Origin of the sequence: Paracoccus sp. (in: a-proteobacteria), from assembly GCF_039808215.1 — a bacterium.
Taxonomy (GTDB): domain Bacteria; phylum Pseudomonadota; class Alphaproteobacteria; order Rhodobacterales; family Rhodobacteraceae; genus Paracoccus.
Genome location: NZ_JBDHSP010000006.1, coordinates 68,544 through 86,217 on the forward strand (window position 1 = coordinate 68,544; position 17,674 = coordinate 86,217).

Here is a 17,674-nt window from a genome sequence, read left to right on the forward strand (position 1 = left end):
GTTCCTCAAATACTCAATTGCGGCGGCGCCACCCATGCTGACGGTCGACAATCTTCACGTCTGGTTCGGCCATGCCCCGGACCGGGTCGATGCGGTCAGGGATGCCGGCTTCACCGTGGCGCAGGGCGAAAGCTTTGGCCTCGTCGGTGAAAGCGGCTCGGGCAAGTCCACGATCCTGCGCGCGATCACCGGCCTGCTCGGCACCTGGTCGGGCCAGATCGCGGTGGCTGGCGAGACGGTGTCGGGCCAGCACCGCTCGCGCGGGTTTCACAAAACGGTGCAGATGGTCTTTCAGGACCCCTATGCCAGCCTGCACCCCCGGCATTCGGTCGATCGCGTGCTGTCCGAAACCCTGCAACTGCAGGGCATGGACCAGATCGACGCCCGCATCACCCGGCTCCTGGATCAGGTCGGGCTTGGCCGCGGTTTCCGTTTTCGCTATCCGCATCAGCTGTCGGGCGGCCAGCGCCAGCGCGTCGCCATCGCCCGCGCCCTGGCCGCCGAGCCGCGGCTGCTGCTGCTCGATGAGCCGACCTCGGCGCTTGATGTCAGCGTGCAGGCCGAGATCCTGAACCTGCTGGCCGAGCTGCGCGAGGAACGCGGCCTGACCTATGTCATGGTCAGCCATGATCTGGCGGTGGTGGCGCATATGTGTGACCGGCTGGCGGTCATGCGCGGCGGCGAGATCGTCGAGCGGATGCCGGCGCAGGCGCTGCGCGACCGCAAGGCGCGGACCGACTATGCCCGCAACCTGCTCGAGGCCAGCGAAAGCTATCAGCGCGGCTGAGTCGGCTCCTCGGCAGCGGCCAGCGCCGATCAGGCCAGTTCGAGGTTGAGCCGCTTCTCGAAGGCGCCGCGGTAAAGGGCCGAGAGCTCGGTCAGGGGGGCCGCGTCGCCGCCCAGCGCCACCTTGGCGCCGCCAAAGCGGCCAACGACGGTCAGCGGCACGCCTGCGGCCGCGGCGGAGCCGGTCAGTGCCGCGGCGCGTTGCGGGGTGCAGGCAAGCAGGTAGCGGGCCTGATCCTCACCGAAAAGCTGGGCGATGTCAGCGTGCTCGATCATCACGCCCAGCCCCGCGGCCTCGGCCATCTCGAAGGCCGCCAGCGCCAGCCCGCCGTCCGAAAGGTCGCAGGCGGCCGAGACCAGCTTGCCATTGGCGCGCAGGAATTCGCCATGCTTGCGCTCGGCCGCCAGATCGACGGGCGGCGCGTCGCCCGCCTCGATGCCGAAGGCCTCGGCGGCCAGTGCCGACTGGCCAAGATGGCCGCGGGTCTCGCCGATGACCAGCGCCAGATCGCCTTCGCCGGGCAGACCGCCGATCAGATCGTCCAGATGCGCGATCAGGCCGACGCCGCCGATGGTGGGGGTGGGCATGATGCCCTTGCCGTCGGTCTCGTTGTAAAGCGAGACATTGCCCGAGACGATCGGGAAGTCGAGCGCCGCGCAGGCCTCGCCGATGCCCTTGATCGCGCCGACCAGCTGACCCATGATCTCGGGCTTTTCGGGGTTGCCGAAGTTCAGGTTGTCGGTGGTCGCCAAGGGCAGGGCGCCGCAGGCGGAAAGATTGCGATAAGCCTCGGCGACCGCCTGCTTGCCGCCCTCATGGGGGTTGGCCAGGACATAGCGCGGCGTCACGTCGCTGGTGAAGGCGAGCGCCTTTTGTGTGCCATGGACGCGCACCACGCCGGCGCCAAGGCCGGGACGGCGCACGGTATCGGCGCCGACCTGGGTGTCATACTGCTCCCAGACCCAGGCCTTGTGCGCGTAATTGGGCGAACCGATCAGGGATTTCAGCGCTGCGATGGGGGTGATCGCAGGCAGGGCGGGCAGGGCGGAGGCCGCGGGGGTCGGAACCCAGGGACGGTCGTATTCCGGCGCGCTGGACGACAGCTTCGACAGCGGCAGGTCGGCCTTGACCTCGTTGTGGTGCAGGATCAGGAAACGGTCCTCGGCGATGGTCTCGCCGACGATGGCAAAGTCGAGGTCCCATTTTTCGAAGATCGCGCGGGCCTCGGCCTCTTTCTCGGGTTTCAGCACCATGAGCATCCGTTCCTGGCTTTCCGAGAGCATCATTTCGTAAGCCGACATATTGGCCTCGCGCTGCGGCACGTTTTCAAGGTTCAGCCGGATGCCCAAGCCCCCCTTGTCGCCCATCTCGACCGCCGAGCAGGTCAGGCCCGCGGCACCCATGTCCTGGATCGAGATCACACTGTCAGTCTGCATCAGCTCAAGGCAGGCTTCCAGCAGGCATTTTTCGGTGAAGGGGTCGCCGACCTGCACGGTCGGGCGCTTTTCCTCGATGGTGTCGTCGAATTCCGCGCTGGCCATGGTGGCGCCGCCGACGCCGTCGCGCCCGGTCTTGGCGCCCAGATAGACCACCGGCATGCCAATGCCCGATGCAGCCGAATAGAAGATCTTGTCGGCATCGGCGAGTCCGGCCGCAAAGGCGTTCACCAGGCAGTTGCCGTCATAGGAGGCGTGGAAACGCACCTCGCCGCCGACGTTCGGGACGCCGAATGCGTTGCCGTAGGCGCCGATGCCCTCGACCACGCCCTTGACCAGATGCGCGGTCTTGGGGTGATCGGGACGGCCGAAGCTGAGCGCGTCCATGGCGGCGATCGGGCGCGCGCCCATGGTGAAGACATCGCGCAGGATGCCGCCGACGCCTGTCGCCGCGCCCTGATGCGGCTCGATATAGCTGGGGTGGTTGTGGCTTTCCATCTTGAAGACCACGGCCTGGCCGTCGCCGATGTCGACCACACCCGCGTTTTCGCCCGGGCCGCAGATCACCTGCGGACCGGTGGTGGGCAGGGTGCGCAGCCATTTCTTCGACGATTTGTAGGAGCAATGCTCGTTCCACATGGCCGAGAAGATGCCCAGTTCCGTGAAGCTCGGTTTGCGGCCGATGATCTCAAGGATGCGCTGGTATTCGTCGGGCTTGAGGCCGTGCGAAGCAATCAGGTCCTCGGTGATCTGCGGTTCGGTCATGCTGGCACCCCTTTCCCGGTTTTGCGGCCTTTTAAGCGCCGGCAGCGGTTTAGGAAAGGGGCCGCGGGCCGCGCCGGGCAAAACCCCGGCCGGCAGGGCAAAAAAAAAGCCGGGCACGAAGCCCGGCTCAAGTCCAACAGGGAGGTTGAAGAAGATGAGAGTTTCCTCGGATCATCGCCTTCGAGACCGGAAATAGGCGTTGGGCGCGCATGGATCAAGGATGAAATCCCGGTTCGCGGGCATGGCCGCTATGCGTGCAGCGAATGGCTCGTGCAAGCGGCAGGGTTGCCCGGGCCTAGTCCGGGGCGATGTCGGGGGTCAGTTCCTCGGTCTGCTGGCGGCGCAGATACTGGATTTCCTCAAGCACGAAGTCGCGGAAGGCCGCCACGCGGCGCGAGGTGCGCAATTCCTCGGGGAAGGCAAGGAATACCGGCACCTCTCCGGATTCGACTGATGGCAACACCCTGACAAGGTTCGGAAAATCTATGGTCAGGTAATCGGGCAGCACGCCGAGGCCGACATGGCTGAGCACGCCCTGCAGCACGCCGAAGTAATTGTTGACGGTCAGGCTGGAACTCATGTTGCGAGCCAGCAGCATCTGCGAAAGCACGGCGCCCGAACTGACCTGCGGCGTCTGCGGATTTTGGCAGATCAGCCGGTGCGGCGCGAGATCGTCCAGCGACTGCGGCGTGCCGGCCTTGTCGAGATATTCCTGCGTCGCGTAAAGCCGCATCCGGATGTTCAGCAGGCGGCGGCGGATCAGGTCCTGCTGGTTCGGTTCCTTCATGCGGATGGCCACGTCGGCCTCGCGCATGGGCAGGTCCAGCACGCGTTCCTCGAGCATGAGGTCGATCTTGAGATCGGGATAGCGGTCATAGAGCTTGGCCAGGCGCGGCACCAGCCACATGCTGCCGAAGCCGGTAGTGGTGGTCACCTTCAACTCGCCAAAGACGCCTTCTTCGCTGTCGCGGATGCGCGCGGCGGTGGTGTCGAGCTTTCTGACCATCGAGGAGGTGGCATCGAACAGCAGTTCGCCCTGTTCGGTCAGGATCAGCCCGCGGGCGTGGCGGTGAAACAGCGTGGTGGCCAGCGAATCCTCAAGCGCGCGGATCTGGCGGCTGACGGCGGACTGCGACAGGTGCAGCACATCGCCCGCATGCGTCAGGCTGCCCGCATCGGCCACGGCGTGAAAGATTCGCAGCTTGTCCCAGTCCATCAAAATGCTTTCTTGCGGCAGCAGCCATGCATTCAGTGCAACCCTTACCACAGAACCTTGTGCGGACAAGCCGCAAAGCACAGGAAAACCCCTTGCCCGGCAGTGCTGCTGACCGGAATCGGGCGCACGCCATCGCCATGGCCGGAATATCCTTCCTGGCCCCGGACAAGGCGCGATCGGCTGCGGCCAAGTGACATAAGTCATGGCATTCGGGCCTGCCGCACCCTAAATAGGGCGCGTCGCGAGCAGGAGGCTATTCATGGCGGTGGGCGTATTCGATTCCGGTCTGGGCGGGCTGACCGTGCACAACGCCATTGCCGCACGCCTGCCGGACCTGCCGCTGGTCTATCTGGGCGACAACCGCCACACGCCCTATGGCGTGCGCGATGCCGAGGACATCTTCAACCTGACCTGCGCCGGGGTCGAGCGGCTTTGGGACGAGGGCTGCGATCTGGTGATCCTGGCCTGCAACACCGCCTCGGCGGCGGCGCTGCGGCGCATGCAGGAGACCTGGCTGCCGGGCGACAAGCGCGTGCTCGGGGTGTTCGTGCCGATGATCGAGGCGCTGACCGAACGCCGCTGGGGCGACAATTCGCCGCCGCGCGAGGTGGCGGTCAAGCATGTGGCGCTGTTTGCCACCCCGGCCACGGTGGCCAGCCGCGCCTTTCAGCGCGAACTGGCCTTTCGTGCCATCGGCGTCGATGTCGAGGCGCAGCCCTGCGGTGGTGTCGTCGATGCCATCGAGATGGGCGACGAGATCCTGGCCGAGGCGCTGGTGACCAGCCATGTCGAGGCGCTGCTGCGCCGCATGCCCCATCCCGAGGCGGCGATCCTGGGCTGCACGCATTACCCGCTGGTGCAGGCGGCCTTCCAGAAGGCGCTGGGCCCGGGTGTCCGGGTCTATTCCCAGCCCGATCTGGTGGCCGAAAGCCTTGAGGACTATCTGGCGCGCCATCCTGCCATGCTGGGCGCGGGCACGGTGCCGCGCTTTCTGACCACCGGCGATCCCGACCGCGTGTCGGGCAAGGCCACGCAATTCCTGCGCCAATCGGTCAGGTTCGAGAACGCCTGACATTCAAAGGGCAATACAATGAAATCGCTGAAAAAAAAGCGCCGCATCCAGGTCATCGTCGCCGCTGCCGTGGCTTTGGTCCTGGCGGTGGCGCTGATCGGCTACGGCTTTCGCGACGGCATCAACCTGTATCGCGCCCCCAGCCAGATGGCCGAGAACCCGCCCTCAGCGGGCGAGGTCTTTCGCCTTGGCGGCCTGGTCGAGGAAGGCACGCTGGTGCGTGGCGCCAGCGAGACGGTCAGTTTCAACGTCACCGATGGCGGCGCCTCGGTCCCGGTGCGCTTTACCGGCGTGCTGCCCGATCTTTTCGCCGAGGGCCAGGGCATGATCGGCACCGGCCAGATGCAGGGCGGCACCTTTGTCGCAACCGAGATCCTGGCCAAGCACGACGAGAATTATGTCCCGCGCGAGGTCATCGATTCGCTCAAGGACCAGGGCATCTACGAGGACCCGAACTCGTGAGGCAACGCGCGGCCGGTTAAGGAAAGGTTAACCGCGGCTCTCCAGCCTTGTGTCAGCTTGTCACGGGGGCTGGAATGAAGACGGTGGAGCAGATCGCGGCCGAGATCGTCGCGCGTGAAGGGGGCTATGTCAACGACCCCGACGACCCCGGCGGGGCGACGAATTTCGGCGTCACGCTGGCGACGCTGCGGCGGCTGGGTTTCGACAAGACCGGCGATGGCCGCGTGGACGTGGCCGATGTGCGCGCCCTGAGCCGCGCCGATGCCCAGCGCATCTTCGTCGAGCATTATTTCCGCAAGCCGGGGCTGGATACGCTGCCCGAGGCGCTGCAGGCCTCGGTCTTCGACATGTATGTGAACGCTGGCACCAATGCGGTGAAGATCCTGCAGAAGCTGGTGACGCGCATGGGCTTTGCCGCCACTGCCGACGGCATCCTCGGGCCGCGCAGCCTGATGGCGGTGCGCCAGGCCGAGGCGGCGGCGCCCGGACATCTTGTCGATGCCTATGGCATCGAGCGGCGCAACTATTACTACGCCCTGGGCGATGCCCGCCCGGCCAGCCGCAAATACGCCCGCGCCCGCGACGGCGGCAAGGGCGGCTGGATCATCCGGGCCGAGGAGTTCATCTCGGCCCGCTATCATCTGACGGCGGCGCAGCATCGGGCGAGGGTGGCGAAATGGGCGTGATGGATCGGTTTCTGGGCGCGGGCGCGGCGGTGACCACCATGGCCAATGCCGCCACCGGCGTCGCCGAGGTGTTTCGCGAGAACTCGACCCGGCGCATGGAACTGGAGGAAGAGGCGCAGGCACGCGCCGTCGCGCAGTTCTCGGCCGAGTTCGCGGCGCAGCCGCGCGGGTGGTTCGACGGGGCGATGAACGGGCTGAACCGCCTGCCGCGGCCGCTGCTGACCTTGGGGACGCTGGCGCTGTTCGGCTATGCCATGGTCGAGCCGGTGGGGTTCGGCCTGCGCATGCAGAACCTGAACCTCGTGCCCGAGCCGCTGTGGTGGCTGCTGGGGGCGGTGATCAGCTTTTATTTCGGGGCGCGCGAGGCGCATTATTTCCGCAGCCGTCCCATCATCCGCAACCCGCCGCTGCCACCGCAGGCGCTTGCGCTGCCGGGTGGCGAGGCATTTGCCGACAATGCCGCGCTGCGCGACTGGGCCGAGACGGTGGCGGCGCGCTAGCGCGCATGTGACAACCTGGCAGGCGCGGGGGGCTGGTCTGCCGCCCGCGCCGGCGCTATCCTTCGGCGCCAGCCAGCCGGAGCACGTCCATGATCGCCGAACTCGGCCATTTCGCCCTGATCCTCGCCTTTGTCGTGGCGCTTTTCCAGTCGGTGGTGCCGATGATCGGCGCCCACAAGGGCTGGAGCGGCTGGATCGATGCGGCGCGCCCGGCGGCGGTGGCGCAGTTCGGGCTGATCGCCATGTCATTCGCCGCGCTGACCGCGGCCTTCGTCACCTCGGACTTCTCGGTGGCGCTGGTCTATGAGAATTCGCATACCGCCAAGCCCATGCTTTACAAGATCACCGGCGTCTGGGGCAACCACGAGGGCTCGATGCTGCTGTGGGTGCTGATCCTGGCGCTGTTCGGAGCGGCCGCGGCCACATTCGACGCCAATCTGCCGCCGCGGCTGCGGGCGCGGGTGCTGGGGGTGCAGGCGGCGATCGGCGCGACCTTCCTGGGCTTCATCCTGTTCACCTCGAACCCGTTCCTGCGCATGGCGAACCCGCCCTTCAACGGCCGCGACCTGAACCCGCTGCTGCAGGACCCCGGCCTCGCCTTTCACCCGCCGTTCCTGTATCTGGGCTATGTCGGGCTTTCGATGGCCTTCAGCTTTGCCGTCGCCGCCCTGATCGAGGGCCGGGTCGATGCCGCCTGGGCGCGCTGGGTCAGGCCCTGGACGCTGGCGGCCTGGGTGTTTCTGACCATCGGCATCGCCATCGGCTCGTGGTGGGCCTATTATGAATTGGGCTGGGGCGGCTTCTGGTTCTGGGACCCGGTCGAGAACGCCAGCTTCATGCCCTGGCTGATCGCCGCGGCGCTGCTGCATTCCGCCATCGTGGTGGAAAAGCGCGAGGTGCTGAAGAGCTGGACCATCCTGCTGGCCATCCTGGCCTTCGGATTCTCGCTGATCGGCACCTTCATCGTGCGCTCGGGGGTGATCACCTCGGTGCACAGCTTTGCCAGCGATCCGGCGCGCGGCGTGTTCATCCTGGGCATCCTTGCGGTCTTTGTCGGGGGGGCGCTGGCGCTGTTTGCCTTGCGTGCCGCCTCGATGCAGGCCAAGGGCGTCTTTGCCCCCGTCTCGCGCGAGGGGGCGCTGGTGCTCAACAACATCCTGCTGGCGGTCTCGGCCTTCGTGGTCTTCATCGGCACGGTCTGGCCGCTGGTGGCCGAGATGCTGTGGGACCGCAAGCTCTCGGTCGGGGCGCCGTTCTTTGAACAGGCCTTCACCCCCTTCATGGTGGCGCTGGCGATCATCCTGCCGCTGGGCGCGATCCTGCCGTGGAAGCGCGGCCGGCTGGGCCGGGCGTTCCACTCGCTGCGCGGCGCCCTGATGCTGAGCGTGGCGGTGATGGCGCTGGTCTTTGCCGTCTCGACCGGGCATTCGGCGCTGGCGGTGATCGGCGCCGGGCTGGGCAGCTGGCTGGTGGCCGGGGCGGCGGTGGACCTGTGGCTGCGCACCGGCAATTCCGGCCTGTCGCGCCTGCGCCGCCTGCCGCGCGCCGACTGGGGCAAGGCGGTCGCCCATGCCGGGCTGGGCGTCACCTTCATCGGCGTCAGCCTGCTCATGGCCTGGTCGGTCGAGGACATCCGCGTGGCGCGGCTGGGCGAAAGCTTTGTCGTCGCCGGCTATGAGATCACCCTGGAGGGGATCGAGGAGCGGCCGGGTCCGAACTACGATTCGACCGTCGCCACCATGCGCGTCAGCCGCAACGGCCGCGAGGTCGCCCTGCTGCATCCCGAAAAGCGCGTCTATCCCGTGCAGGCCATGCCCACGACCGAGGCGGCGATCCAGAACGGGATGTTCCGCGACCTCTATCTGGTGATCGGCGACCGGCAGGATGGCGGCGGCTGGGCGGTGCGCAGCTATATCAAGCCCTTCGCCAGTTGGATCTGGCTGGGCGCGGCGCTGATGGCGCTGGGGGGCTGCATCAGCCTGTCGGACCGCCGTTACCGCGTCGCGGCCGGGGCGCATCGGCCGCGCGCCGCCATGCAGCCGGCGGAATAGCCCATGCGGGTCCTGCTGCTGTGCCTGTCGCTGCTGATGGCCCTGCCGGTGCTGGCGGTGCAGCCCGACGAGGTCCTGCCCGACCCCGCGCTGGAGGCGCGGGCGCGCGAGATCTCCAAGGGGCTGCGCTGCCCGGTCTGCCAGGGTGAAAGCATCGACGAATCGAATGCGCCGATCAGCCGCGATCTGCGGCTTTACCTGCGCGAGCGGCTGGTCGCTGGCGACAGCGACCGCGAGGCGGTGCAGGCGGTCACCGACCGTTTCGGCGAATATGTCCTGTTCGAGCCGCCGGCGCGCGGGGTCAACTGGCTGCTGTATCTGGCCGGGCCGGCAATGCTGCTGCTGGGGCTGGTGCTGGGCTGGCGCTTTGTGCGCGGGCGCGGCGCCGCCGACGAGGCGGCACCCGCGCCGGCGCTGAGCGAGGACGAGAAGGCCCGGCTCGAGCGGATCATGCGCGACTGACGCAGGGTCCGGGGTTTCACGCCCGCAGGCGCTTCGGCAGGATGGTCGAAACGGGGGGCGGGAATGAACTGGCAGACCATCGAACTGACGCATCACCGCGGCATCACCCGGCTGGCTCTGAACCGGCCCGAGGTGATGAACGCGCTGGACCGCCGCATGCGCGCCGAGATCGTCACGGCGCTGCGCGATCTGCCGGCGGACACGCGCTGCATCCTGCTGACCGGGCATGGCCGCGCCTTTTGCTCGGGCCAGGATCTGGGCGATGCCGCTGCCGGTTTCGATGTCGAGCGCATCCTGCGCGAGGAATATGAGCCGATGCTGGCCGCAATCAGCGAGGCGCCGGTGCCGGTGATCGCGGCGGTGAACGGCATCGCCGCCGGGGCCGGGGCCAATCTGGCGCTGGCCGCCGATGTGGTCATCGCTGCCGAAAGCGCAAGCTTCGTGCAGGCCTTCAGCCGCATCGGCCTGGTGCCGGATGCGGGCGGCAGTTTCATCGTGCCGCGGGCGGTCGGTGTGGCGCGCGCCATGGGCATGATGCTGTTTGCCGACCGCATCCCGGCCGGCCAGGCCGCCGACTGGGGCCTGATCTGGGAGGCGGTGCCCGACCACGAGTTCGAATCCGTGGTTGCCGCCCGCGCCCGGGCACTGGCCGAGGGGCCGACCGCGGCCTTCATGGCGATCCGCGCGCTGCTGCGCGCCTCGGGCGGCAATGACATGGCGGCGCAACTGCGGCTTGAGGCGCGCCTGCAGGGCGAGATGGCGCGCACCGCCGATTTCCGCGAGGGCGTCAGCGCATTCCTGCAAAAGCGCGCGCCGCGCTTCCTGGGGCGCTAGGCGCGACCCGCCCCGGCGCGCAGATGCTGCATTCGCGTTATCTTGATAATGCCGCCGCTGCCGGGCGGGACTGCGGCTGCCACCGGGCGGAAGTCCTGTCCGGGGCAGGCTTTTTCGCGCTGCCGGCTGTCGGCGCAGCCAATTCGCAGCGTTTTCCTCAGGATAAGGGACGGTTTTGGCGCTGGCCATGCGGCATTTTTGCCCTATATTTTCCTGACTTTGATACTTATCAAGTTCTCACCCGCGGGATCAGGCCATGATCCCCCAAGCGAGCAAGTTCTAGCAAGGCAAGGGACGCGAGATGGACTATTCAGCCGCCCTCGATCACGCCATCGAAAAGCTGCACGAGGAGGGCCGCTACCGGACCTTCATCGATATCGAGCGGCGCAAGGGCGCCTATCCGCAGGCGGTCTGGGTGCGTCCCGACGGCAGCGAATCCGAGATCACCGTCTGGTGCGGCAACGACTATCTGGGCATGGGCCAGCATCCGGCGGTGCTGGCCGCCATGCATGAGGCGCTGGACGCGACCGGCGCCGGTTCGGGCGGCACACGCAACATCTCGGGCACCACGGTCTATCACAAGCGGCTTGAGGCCGAACTGGCCGACCTGCACGGCAAGGAGGCCGCGCTGGTCTTTTCCAGCGCCTATATCGCCAATGACGCGACGCTTTCGACGCTGCGCAAGCTGTTTCCGGGGCTGATCATCTATTCCGACGCGCTGAACCACGCCTCGATGATCGAGGGGATCAAGCGTTTCGACGGCGCCAAACGCATCTTCCGCCACAATGATGTGGCGCATCTGCGCGAATTGCTGGCTGCCGACGACCCCGCGGCGCCCAAGCTGATCGCCTTCGAATCGATCTATTCCATGGACGGCGATTTCGGCCCGCTTGCGGCGATCTGCGATCTGGCGGAGGAATTCAACGCGCTGACCTATCTCGACGAGGTCCATGCGGTCGGCATGTATGGCCCCCGCGGCGGCGGCGTGGCCGAGCGCGACGGGCTTGCGGGGCGCATCGACATCTTCAACGGCACGCTGGGCAAGGCTTTTGGCGTCTTTGGCGGCTATATCGCGGCCTCGGCCCGGATGGTGGATGCGATCCGCTCCTATGCGCCGGGCTTCATCTTCACCACCTCGATCCCGCCGGCGGTGGCGGCAGGTGCGGCGGCCTCGATCGCATTCCTCAAGACCGCCGAGGGGCAGATCCTGCGCGACAGGCAGCAGCTGCACGCCCGCATCCTGAAGATGCGGCTGCGCGGCCTTGGCATGCCGATCATGGATCACGGCAGCCATATCGTGCCGGTCCATGTCGGCCATCCCGTGCATTGCAAGGCGCTGTCGGACATGCTGCTGGCGGAATTCGGCATCTATGTGCAGCCGATCAACTTCCCGACCGTGCCGCGCGGCACCGAGCGCCTGCGCTTTACCCCCTCGCCGGTGCATGACGCCCGGCAGATCGACCATCTGGTGCGCGCCATGGACAGGCTTTGGTCGCAGTGCAAGCTGGGACGCTGCGTTTCGGTCGCCTGACAGGAATGCGCGTGATCACCTCTCGTGCCCGTGATAAGCTTGCCTTAATCAACTTGTGAGATCCTCCCGATTCGGGGGAGCTGGCAAAGAAAATGGGGCAGGCGCAATGATCGGGCTGAGGGGGGAACCCCTGATTCATGGTCAGCATGAAACTGCGGCGCAACCGCAGGGATTTGACGATCCAGACATCCGCCTTGGCGATCTGATGCGGGGTGAACGGGCGACTTTGGGCAAGTCGCTGCTGGACGTGCAGCGCGAGTTGCGCATCCGCGCCGCCTATATCGCCGCGATCGAGAATTGCGACCTCTCGGCCTTTGACGCACCCAGCTTCGTCGCCGGCTATGTGCGTTCCTATGCCCGCTATCTGCGGCTTGATGCCGACTGGACCTTTCACCGCTTCTGCCAGGAATCCGGGTTCCAGCCGCCGCATGGGATGGTGGCGGGCGCCGCCGCCCCCGGGCCGCAGCGCCGGTCCCCGGATGCGACCGGGACCTTGACGGATCCGCATCCGATCTTCCTGCCCAGGCCCGAAAGCCTCTGGTCCTCGGTCGAGCCGGGGGCCGTCGGCTCGCTTCTGGTGATGCTGGCCCTGGCCTGCGGGCTGGGCTATGGCGGCTGGGCGGTGCTGCAAGAGGTGCAGAAGGTCAATCTGACGCCCGGCGATTATGCGCCCGGCGTCATTGCCACGCTCGACCCGGTGCAGGACGCGGCGCAGCCCGAAACCGTCGATACCGCCGAGGTCAACCTGCCGCGCCCCGAGGGGCTTGACCGGACCTACCGGCCGCAGGCGCTGTCGGTGCCGGTGCTGGTGGCGCGTGACGGGCCGATCGCCGCCATCGATCCGGGGCTGGGGGCGGCAAGCACCGCGCCCGCCGACCGCGGCAATGCCCTGTCCGGACAGGCATTCGGCCCCGAGATGCCGGCCAGCCAGGCCGCGGTGCGCACCGTCGCCCCCGACGCCGCCGAGATCGAGATCCTTGCCGCGCGCCCCGCCTGGGTGCGGGTGACCTCGGCCGACGGCACGGTGCTGCTGGAAAAGACCATGGATGCGGGCGAACGCTTTGCCCTGCCCAAGCTCGAGGCGGCGCCGGTCCTGCGCGCCGGCAATTCGGGCGCGATCTATTTCGCGGTGAACGGCCGCACCTACGGGCCGGCGGCGCCGGGCGCCAAGGTGGTGCGCAATCTCGAACTCTCGCAGACGGCGCTGACCTCGAACCTGGCCCTCGCCGATCCCGGCAAGGACCCGGAACTGGCCCAGATGGTGGCCCTTGCCTCCTCTGCCAGCCCCGAGGCGGTGCCGGCGCAGGACTGACCCCGGCTGCCGGCCTCGCGCGGCTGTGGCTTGTCCGCCGGACTGCATCGGCCTATCTGTGGCGCTGATACCGATCCGCGCAGGAAAAGGCCCAGCCCATGACACACAATCCGATCCGCCCCTGGCGCAATATCGACAGGCGCAAGTCGCGCCAGATCATGGTGGGATCGGTGCCGGTCGGCGGGGATGCGCCGATCAGCGTCCAGACCATGACCAATACCGACACCAGCGATGTCATCGCGACGCTGGACCAGGTGATCCGCGCCGCCGAGGCCGGGGCCGACATCGTGCGCGTCTCGACCCCGGACGAGGCATCGACCCGCGCCCTGCGCGAGATCTGCCGCGAAAGCCCGGTGCCGATCGTCGCCGACATTCATTTCCACTACAGGCGCGCCATCGAGGCGGCCGAGGCCGGCGCCGCCTGCCTGCGCATCAACCCGGGCAATATCGGCGACGCCGCCCGCGTGCGCGAGGTGATCCGCGCCGCCCGTGACCACGGCTGCTCGATGCGCATCGGCGTCAATGCCGGCAGCCTGGAAAAGCATCTGCTGGAAAAATACGGCGAACCCTGCCCGGATGCGATGGTCGAATCCGGCCTCGACCACATCAGGATCCTGCAGGACAACGATTTTCACGAGTTCAAGATCAGCGTGAAGGCGTCGGACGTGTTCATGGCCGCCGCCGCCTATCAGCAACTGGCCGAGGCGACCGACGCGCCGATCCACCTCGGGATCACCGAGGCGGGCGGGATGATCGCCGGCACGGTCAAATCCGCCATCGGGCTTGGCAATCTGCTGTGGATGGGCATTGGCGACACGATCCGCGTCAGCCTCTCGGCCGATCTGGTCGAGGAGGTGCGCGTCGGCTTCGAGATCCTGAAATCGCTGGGCCTGCGCACGCGCGGCGTGCAGATCATCTCCTGTCCCAGCTGTGCGCGCCAGGGTTTCGACGTGATCAGGACCGTCGAGATCCTGGAAAAGCGGCTTGAACACATCAAGACGCCGCTCAGCCTGTCGATCATCGGTTGCGTGGTGAACGGCCCGGGCGAGGCGCTGATGACCGACATCGGCTTTACCGGCGGCGGTGCCGGCGCGGGCATGGTCTATGTCGGCGGCAAGCCCGACCACAAGATGACCAATGCGCAGATGGTCGATCACATCGTGGAACTGGTGGAGAGGCGTGCCGCCGAGATCGAGGCGAAAGCCGCCGACGCCGCCGAGTAGGCACCGCGCGCCGCTTTCCGTTTTCCAGATGCCCCGACCGCCGTGCCGCAGGCGCGGCGACCGGTGCTGGCTCAGCCCTTGGCCGCGCGTGCGCGCGCGATGGTGTCCTCCAGCCCGTCGGCCGGCACGCCGCGAACCATCTCGCCCTCGATGATGAAGGTGGGCGTGCCCATGATGCGCATGCGCTCGGCCAGCTGGTGGTTCTTGCGGATTACCTCAGAAACCTCTTCGGTGTTCATCCGCTTCAGCACCGCCGGCCCGTCCACGCCCAGATCGCCCGCAAGCTTGCTCAGGCTTTCCAGATTGACCGGTCCGCGCGATTCCATCAGCGCGTCATGCGCCTTCTTGTAGGCCTCGGGCCCGGCCTCTTGCTGCACGGCCACGGCGAAACGCGCCGCCATGTCGCTTTCCTGGGTCAGGATCGGGAATTCCTTGAGGATCCAGCGGATATTGCCATCGGCGGCGATCAGCTTCTCCAGGTCGGGATGGACGCGCTTGCAGAAGCTGCAGCGATAGTCGATGAACTCGACCAGCGTCACATCGCCCTCGGGGTTGCCGCCGATCCAGCTGTGCCCGTCCTTGAAGATCGCGTCACGGTTCGTCTCGACCAGCGTCTTGTCGTTCTGGACCTCGTCGGCGGCGCGACGGGCCTCGAGCACGTTGATCGACTCGACCAGGACCTCGGGATTGGCCATCAGATAGTCGCGCACCGCCTCGCCGAAGGCGGCCTTCTCGGCCTCGCTCATCCTGGCCGGGTCAAAGGCAAGGGCGGGCAGGGCGGTCGCCGCAAGCAGCGCGGCACTCAGCAGGGCTTTCATCTGATGTCCTCTCATGTTGCGGCGGAACTTGGCCATTCGGCGCCGATCTTGCAAGCGGCGCGTCCGGGGATCACGCGGGCTTGACCGCGAAAGCCCGACCGCGACAGCTTGACCGCGGCTGGTGCAGTTGTGATACCCGCAGGAAATTCAGCGAGGCAGACATGAGACAATCCCGCCGCGGTCAGGTCGATCCGTTCATCGTCATGGATGTGATGGAGGCGGCGCGGCGCGCCGAGGCCGCCGGGCGCCACATCATCCACATGGAGGTGGGCCAGCCCTCGACGCCGGCGCCCGAGGGTGCGCGCCGGGCGCTGGCCGCGGCACTGGACCAGCCGCTGGGCTATACGGTGGCGCTGGGCCTGCCCGAGTTGCGCCGGGGCATCGCCGGGCTTTACCGGCGCTGGTATGGCGTCGATCTGGACCCGGCGCGGGTGGTGGTGACGCCGGGTTCCTCGGGGGCCTTCCTGCTGGCCTTTTCGGCGCTGTTCGACGCCGGTGATCGCGTCGCCCTGGGTGAGCCGGGCTACCCGAGCTATCGCCAGATCCTGCGCGCCATGTCGCTGGAGCCCGTCGGCATCCAGACCCGGATCGAGGACCGCTATCAGCCGCGCCCTGCGGATATTCCCGCCGACGTGCAGGGGCTGATCCTTGCCTCGCCCGGCAACCCTTCGGGCACGGTGCTGCGGCGGGACGAACTGGCGGCGCTGAGCGCGCGCGCGGCGGAACTGCGCGTCAACCTGATCTCGGACGAGATCTATCACGGGCTCGATTATGGCGCGGGCTTTCACTCGGCGCTCGAGGTCACGGACGAGGTTTTCGTGATCAACAGCTTTTCCAAGTATTTCAGCATGACCGGCTGGCGCATCGGCTGGATGGTGGTCCCCGAGGACCAGATCCGCACCGTCGAGCGCATCGCCCAGAACATGTTCATCTGTCCGCCCCATGCCAGCCAGGTGGCGGCGCTGGCGGCGCTGGACTGTTCTGCCGAGGCCGATGCCAACCTTGCCGTCTATGCGCAGAACCGCAAGCTGATGCTGGAGCGTCTGCCGCAGATCGGCTTTCACCGCATCGCGCCACCCGAGGGGGCCTTCTACATCTATGCCGATGTGTCGGACCTGACGGATGACAGCTTGAAGTTCTGCGCCGAGATCCTTGAAAAGGCGGGTGTCGCCGTGACGCCGGGGCTGGATTTCGATCCGCGGCGCGGGGCGCGGACGCTGCGTTTCAGCTATGCCCGTTCCAGCGCCGACATTGCCGAGGGGCTTGAGCGGCTGGCGGCCTTCATGGCGGCGCGATGATCCGGCTCTGCGCGCTGGTGCTGCTGCTTTTCGCCGCGCCGGCGCGGGCGCAGCAGGATGCGCTGCCGGCGCAGCTGGACCTGACGCAATCGGTGCTGCTGGCCGAGGGGCGCGACCGCGGCAGGCCGCGGCCGCTGGAACTGCGGCTGGCGCTGGGCCGGGCGGTGCCTTACCGCGTGTATTTCCTTGCCGAGCCGCCGCGGCTGGTGGTGGATTTCCGCGGGCTGGAACTGGCCGACAGCGCGCATGCGGCGCTGGCCGGGCGCGACCTGGTGCCGGCGCTGCGCTGGGGACGGTTCCGCCCCGGCTGGTCGCGGCTGGTGATGGAACTGCCCGGTCCCTATGCGCTGGTCTCGGCCGAGCAGACGCGCGGGGACGCGGGCGCGCTGCTGGCGCTGCGCATCGAGCCGACCGGTGCCGAGGGTTTTGTCACCCGCGGCGATGCGCTGGCAGCGCTGCGCGACCTGCCCCGGCCCGAGGCGCTGGCGCCGGCGCCGCAGCGGCGCCAGGGCGGGCGGGCGCTGCGCGTGGCGCTGGACCCCGGCCATGGCGGCCACGACCCCGGCGCGCTGGTCGGGGCGATCAGCGAGGCGGCGGTGATGCGCGGCTTTGCCCGCGAACTGGCCGAGGAACTGACCCGCGCCGGCCATGAGGTGGTGCTGACCCGCGACGACGACAGCTTCATCCCGCTCGAGCGGCGCATGACGCTGGCGCGCAGTGGCGGGGCCGACCTGTTCATCTCGCTGCATGCCGACGCGCTGCCCGCGGGCGGGGCGGCGGGGCTGTCGATCCATGTCTGGAACCCGCATGCCGACGACCGCGCCACGCGCGAACTGGCGGCGCGCCACGACCGCGACGACCTGCTGGCGGGGCTCGACCTTGCCGGCACCGACAATCAGGTGGCGGGGGCGCTGATGGACCTGGCGCGCACCGAGACGCAGCCGCGCTCCGAGGCATTCGCCAAGTTCGCGGTCTCGGAACTGAACCGCGCCGGCATCGTCATGCACAGCCGCCCGGTGCGGGGCGCGGCGTTTTCGGTGCTGAAATCGCCCGACATTCCCTCGGTGCTGGTCGAGCTGGGCTTTCTGACCGACGCCGGCGACCGCGCCAATCTGTTCGACCCGGAATGGCGGCGTCGCACGGCGCTGGCGATCACCCGCGCCGTCGGTGCCTGGGCCGAGGACGATGTCGTGCGCGCCTCGCTGGCGCGCAAATAGCGCA

The 17,674-nt window shown here is 67.8% G+C and carries 16 protein-coding genes; 13 read left to right on the forward strand and 3 right to left on the reverse strand.

The window, feature by feature from the left end; all coding sequences use genetic code 11:
• Window positions 1-34 precede the first annotated feature (34 nt).
• Window positions 35-787: an ABC transporter ATP-binding protein gene (locus WMK75_RS04000; protein WP_347266364.1), complete on the forward strand. Its 753-nt coding sequence runs from the start codon at window positions 35-37 to the stop codon at window positions 785-787.
• Window positions 788-816: 29 nt separating this feature from the next.
• Here WMK75_RS04000 and purL read toward each other — a convergent pair whose 3' ends face one another.
• A complete protein-coding gene (gene purL / locus WMK75_RS04005) occupies window positions 817-2,988 on the reverse strand; it encodes a phosphoribosylformylglycinamidine synthase subunit PurL (protein WP_347266365.1) in 2,172 nt (723 codons plus the stop codon).
• 295 nt (window positions 2,989-3,283) lie between these two features.
• Window positions 3,284-4,204, reverse strand: a complete 921-nt coding sequence (locus WMK75_RS04010) for a LysR family transcriptional regulator (RefSeq protein ID WP_347266366.1) — start codon at window positions 4,202-4,204, stop codon at window positions 3,284-3,286.
• Between the two features lie 259 nt (window positions 4,205-4,463).
• On the opposite strand from WMK75_RS04010, the gene WMK75_RS04015 reads away from it, so the two are divergent.
• From WMK75_RS04015 to ispG, 10 genes are all read left to right on the forward strand, one after another.
• Complete coding sequence (locus WMK75_RS04015; RefSeq protein WP_347266367.1) at window positions 4,464-5,276, forward strand: aspartate/glutamate racemase family protein; 813 nt, start codon at window positions 4,464-4,466, stop codon at window positions 5,274-5,276.
• Window positions 5,277-5,294: 18 nt separating this feature from the next.
• The gene (gene ccmE, locus WMK75_RS04020) at window positions 5,295-5,738 is read left to right on the forward strand and encodes a cytochrome c maturation protein CcmE (RefSeq protein WP_347266368.1); all 444 of its coding nucleotides are present in this window, start codon (window positions 5,295-5,297) and stop codon (window positions 5,736-5,738) included.
• Between the two features lie 74 nt (window positions 5,739-5,812).
• A complete protein-coding gene (locus WMK75_RS04025; protein WP_347266369.1) occupies window positions 5,813-6,424 on the forward strand; it encodes a holin-associated N-acetylmuramidase in 612 nt (203 codons plus the stop codon).
• Window positions 6,424-6,924 (forward strand): holin family protein, encoded by a 501-nt coding sequence (locus WMK75_RS04030; RefSeq protein ID WP_347266397.1) that lies wholly within the window; start codon window positions 6,424-6,426, stop codon window positions 6,922-6,924. The genes WMK75_RS04025 and WMK75_RS04030 overlap by 1 nt, the downstream gene beginning before the upstream one ends.
• Window positions 6,925-7,013: 89 nt before the next feature.
• A complete protein-coding gene (locus tag WMK75_RS04035) occupies window positions 7,014-8,975 on the forward strand; it encodes a heme lyase CcmF/NrfE family subunit (protein ID WP_347266370.1) in 1,962 nt (653 codons plus the stop codon).
• Window positions 8,976-8,978: 3 nt separating this feature from the next.
• Window positions 8,979-9,437, forward strand: a complete 459-nt coding sequence (locus WMK75_RS04040) for a cytochrome c-type biogenesis protein (protein WP_347266371.1) — start codon at window positions 8,979-8,981, stop codon at window positions 9,435-9,437.
• Window positions 9,438-9,500: 63 nt separating this feature from the next.
• Complete coding sequence (locus tag WMK75_RS04045; protein ID WP_347266372.1) at window positions 9,501-10,271, forward strand: enoyl-CoA hydratase-related protein; 771 nt, start codon at window positions 9,501-9,503, stop codon at window positions 10,269-10,271.
• Window positions 10,272-10,572: 301 nt separating this feature from the next.
• Window positions 10,573-11,802: a 5-aminolevulinate synthase gene (gene hemA, locus WMK75_RS04050; RefSeq protein ID WP_347266373.1), complete on the forward strand. Its 1,230-nt coding sequence runs from the start codon at window positions 10,573-10,575 to the stop codon at window positions 11,800-11,802.
• 106 nt (window positions 11,803-11,908) lie between these two features.
• Window positions 11,909-13,114, forward strand: a complete 1,206-nt coding sequence (locus tag WMK75_RS04055; protein ID WP_347266374.1) for a RodZ domain-containing protein — start codon at window positions 11,909-11,911, stop codon at window positions 13,112-13,114.
• 98 nt (window positions 13,115-13,212) lie between these two features.
• Window positions 13,213-14,337 (forward strand): flavodoxin-dependent (E)-4-hydroxy-3-methylbut-2-enyl-diphosphate synthase, encoded by a 1,125-nt coding sequence (gene ispG, locus WMK75_RS04060; RefSeq protein WP_347266375.1) that lies wholly within the window; start codon window positions 13,213-13,215, stop codon window positions 14,335-14,337.
• Window positions 14,338-14,408: 71 nt separating this feature from the next.
• Here the strand turns inward: ispG and WMK75_RS04065 are convergent, their stop codons facing one another.
• Complete coding sequence (locus WMK75_RS04065) at window positions 14,409-15,155, reverse strand: DsbA family protein (protein ID WP_347266376.1); 747 nt, start codon at window positions 15,153-15,155, stop codon at window positions 14,409-14,411.
• 161 nt (window positions 15,156-15,316) lie between these two features.
• Here WMK75_RS04065 and WMK75_RS04070 point away from each other — a divergent pair, with 161 nt between their 5' ends.
• Window positions 15,317-16,453 carry an aminotransferase class I/II-fold pyridoxal phosphate-dependent enzyme gene (locus WMK75_RS04070; RefSeq protein ID WP_347266377.1) on the forward strand — a complete coding sequence of 379 codons (1,137 nt, stop codon included), beginning with the start codon at window positions 15,317-15,319 and terminating at the stop codon, window positions 16,451-16,453.
• The gene (locus WMK75_RS04075; protein WP_347266378.1) at window positions 16,450-17,670 is read left to right on the forward strand and encodes an N-acetylmuramoyl-L-alanine amidase; all 1,221 of its coding nucleotides are present in this window, start codon (window positions 16,450-16,452) and stop codon (window positions 17,668-17,670) included. The genes WMK75_RS04070 and WMK75_RS04075 overlap by 4 nt, the downstream gene beginning before the upstream one ends.
• Window positions 17,671-17,674: the final 4 nt, after the last annotated feature.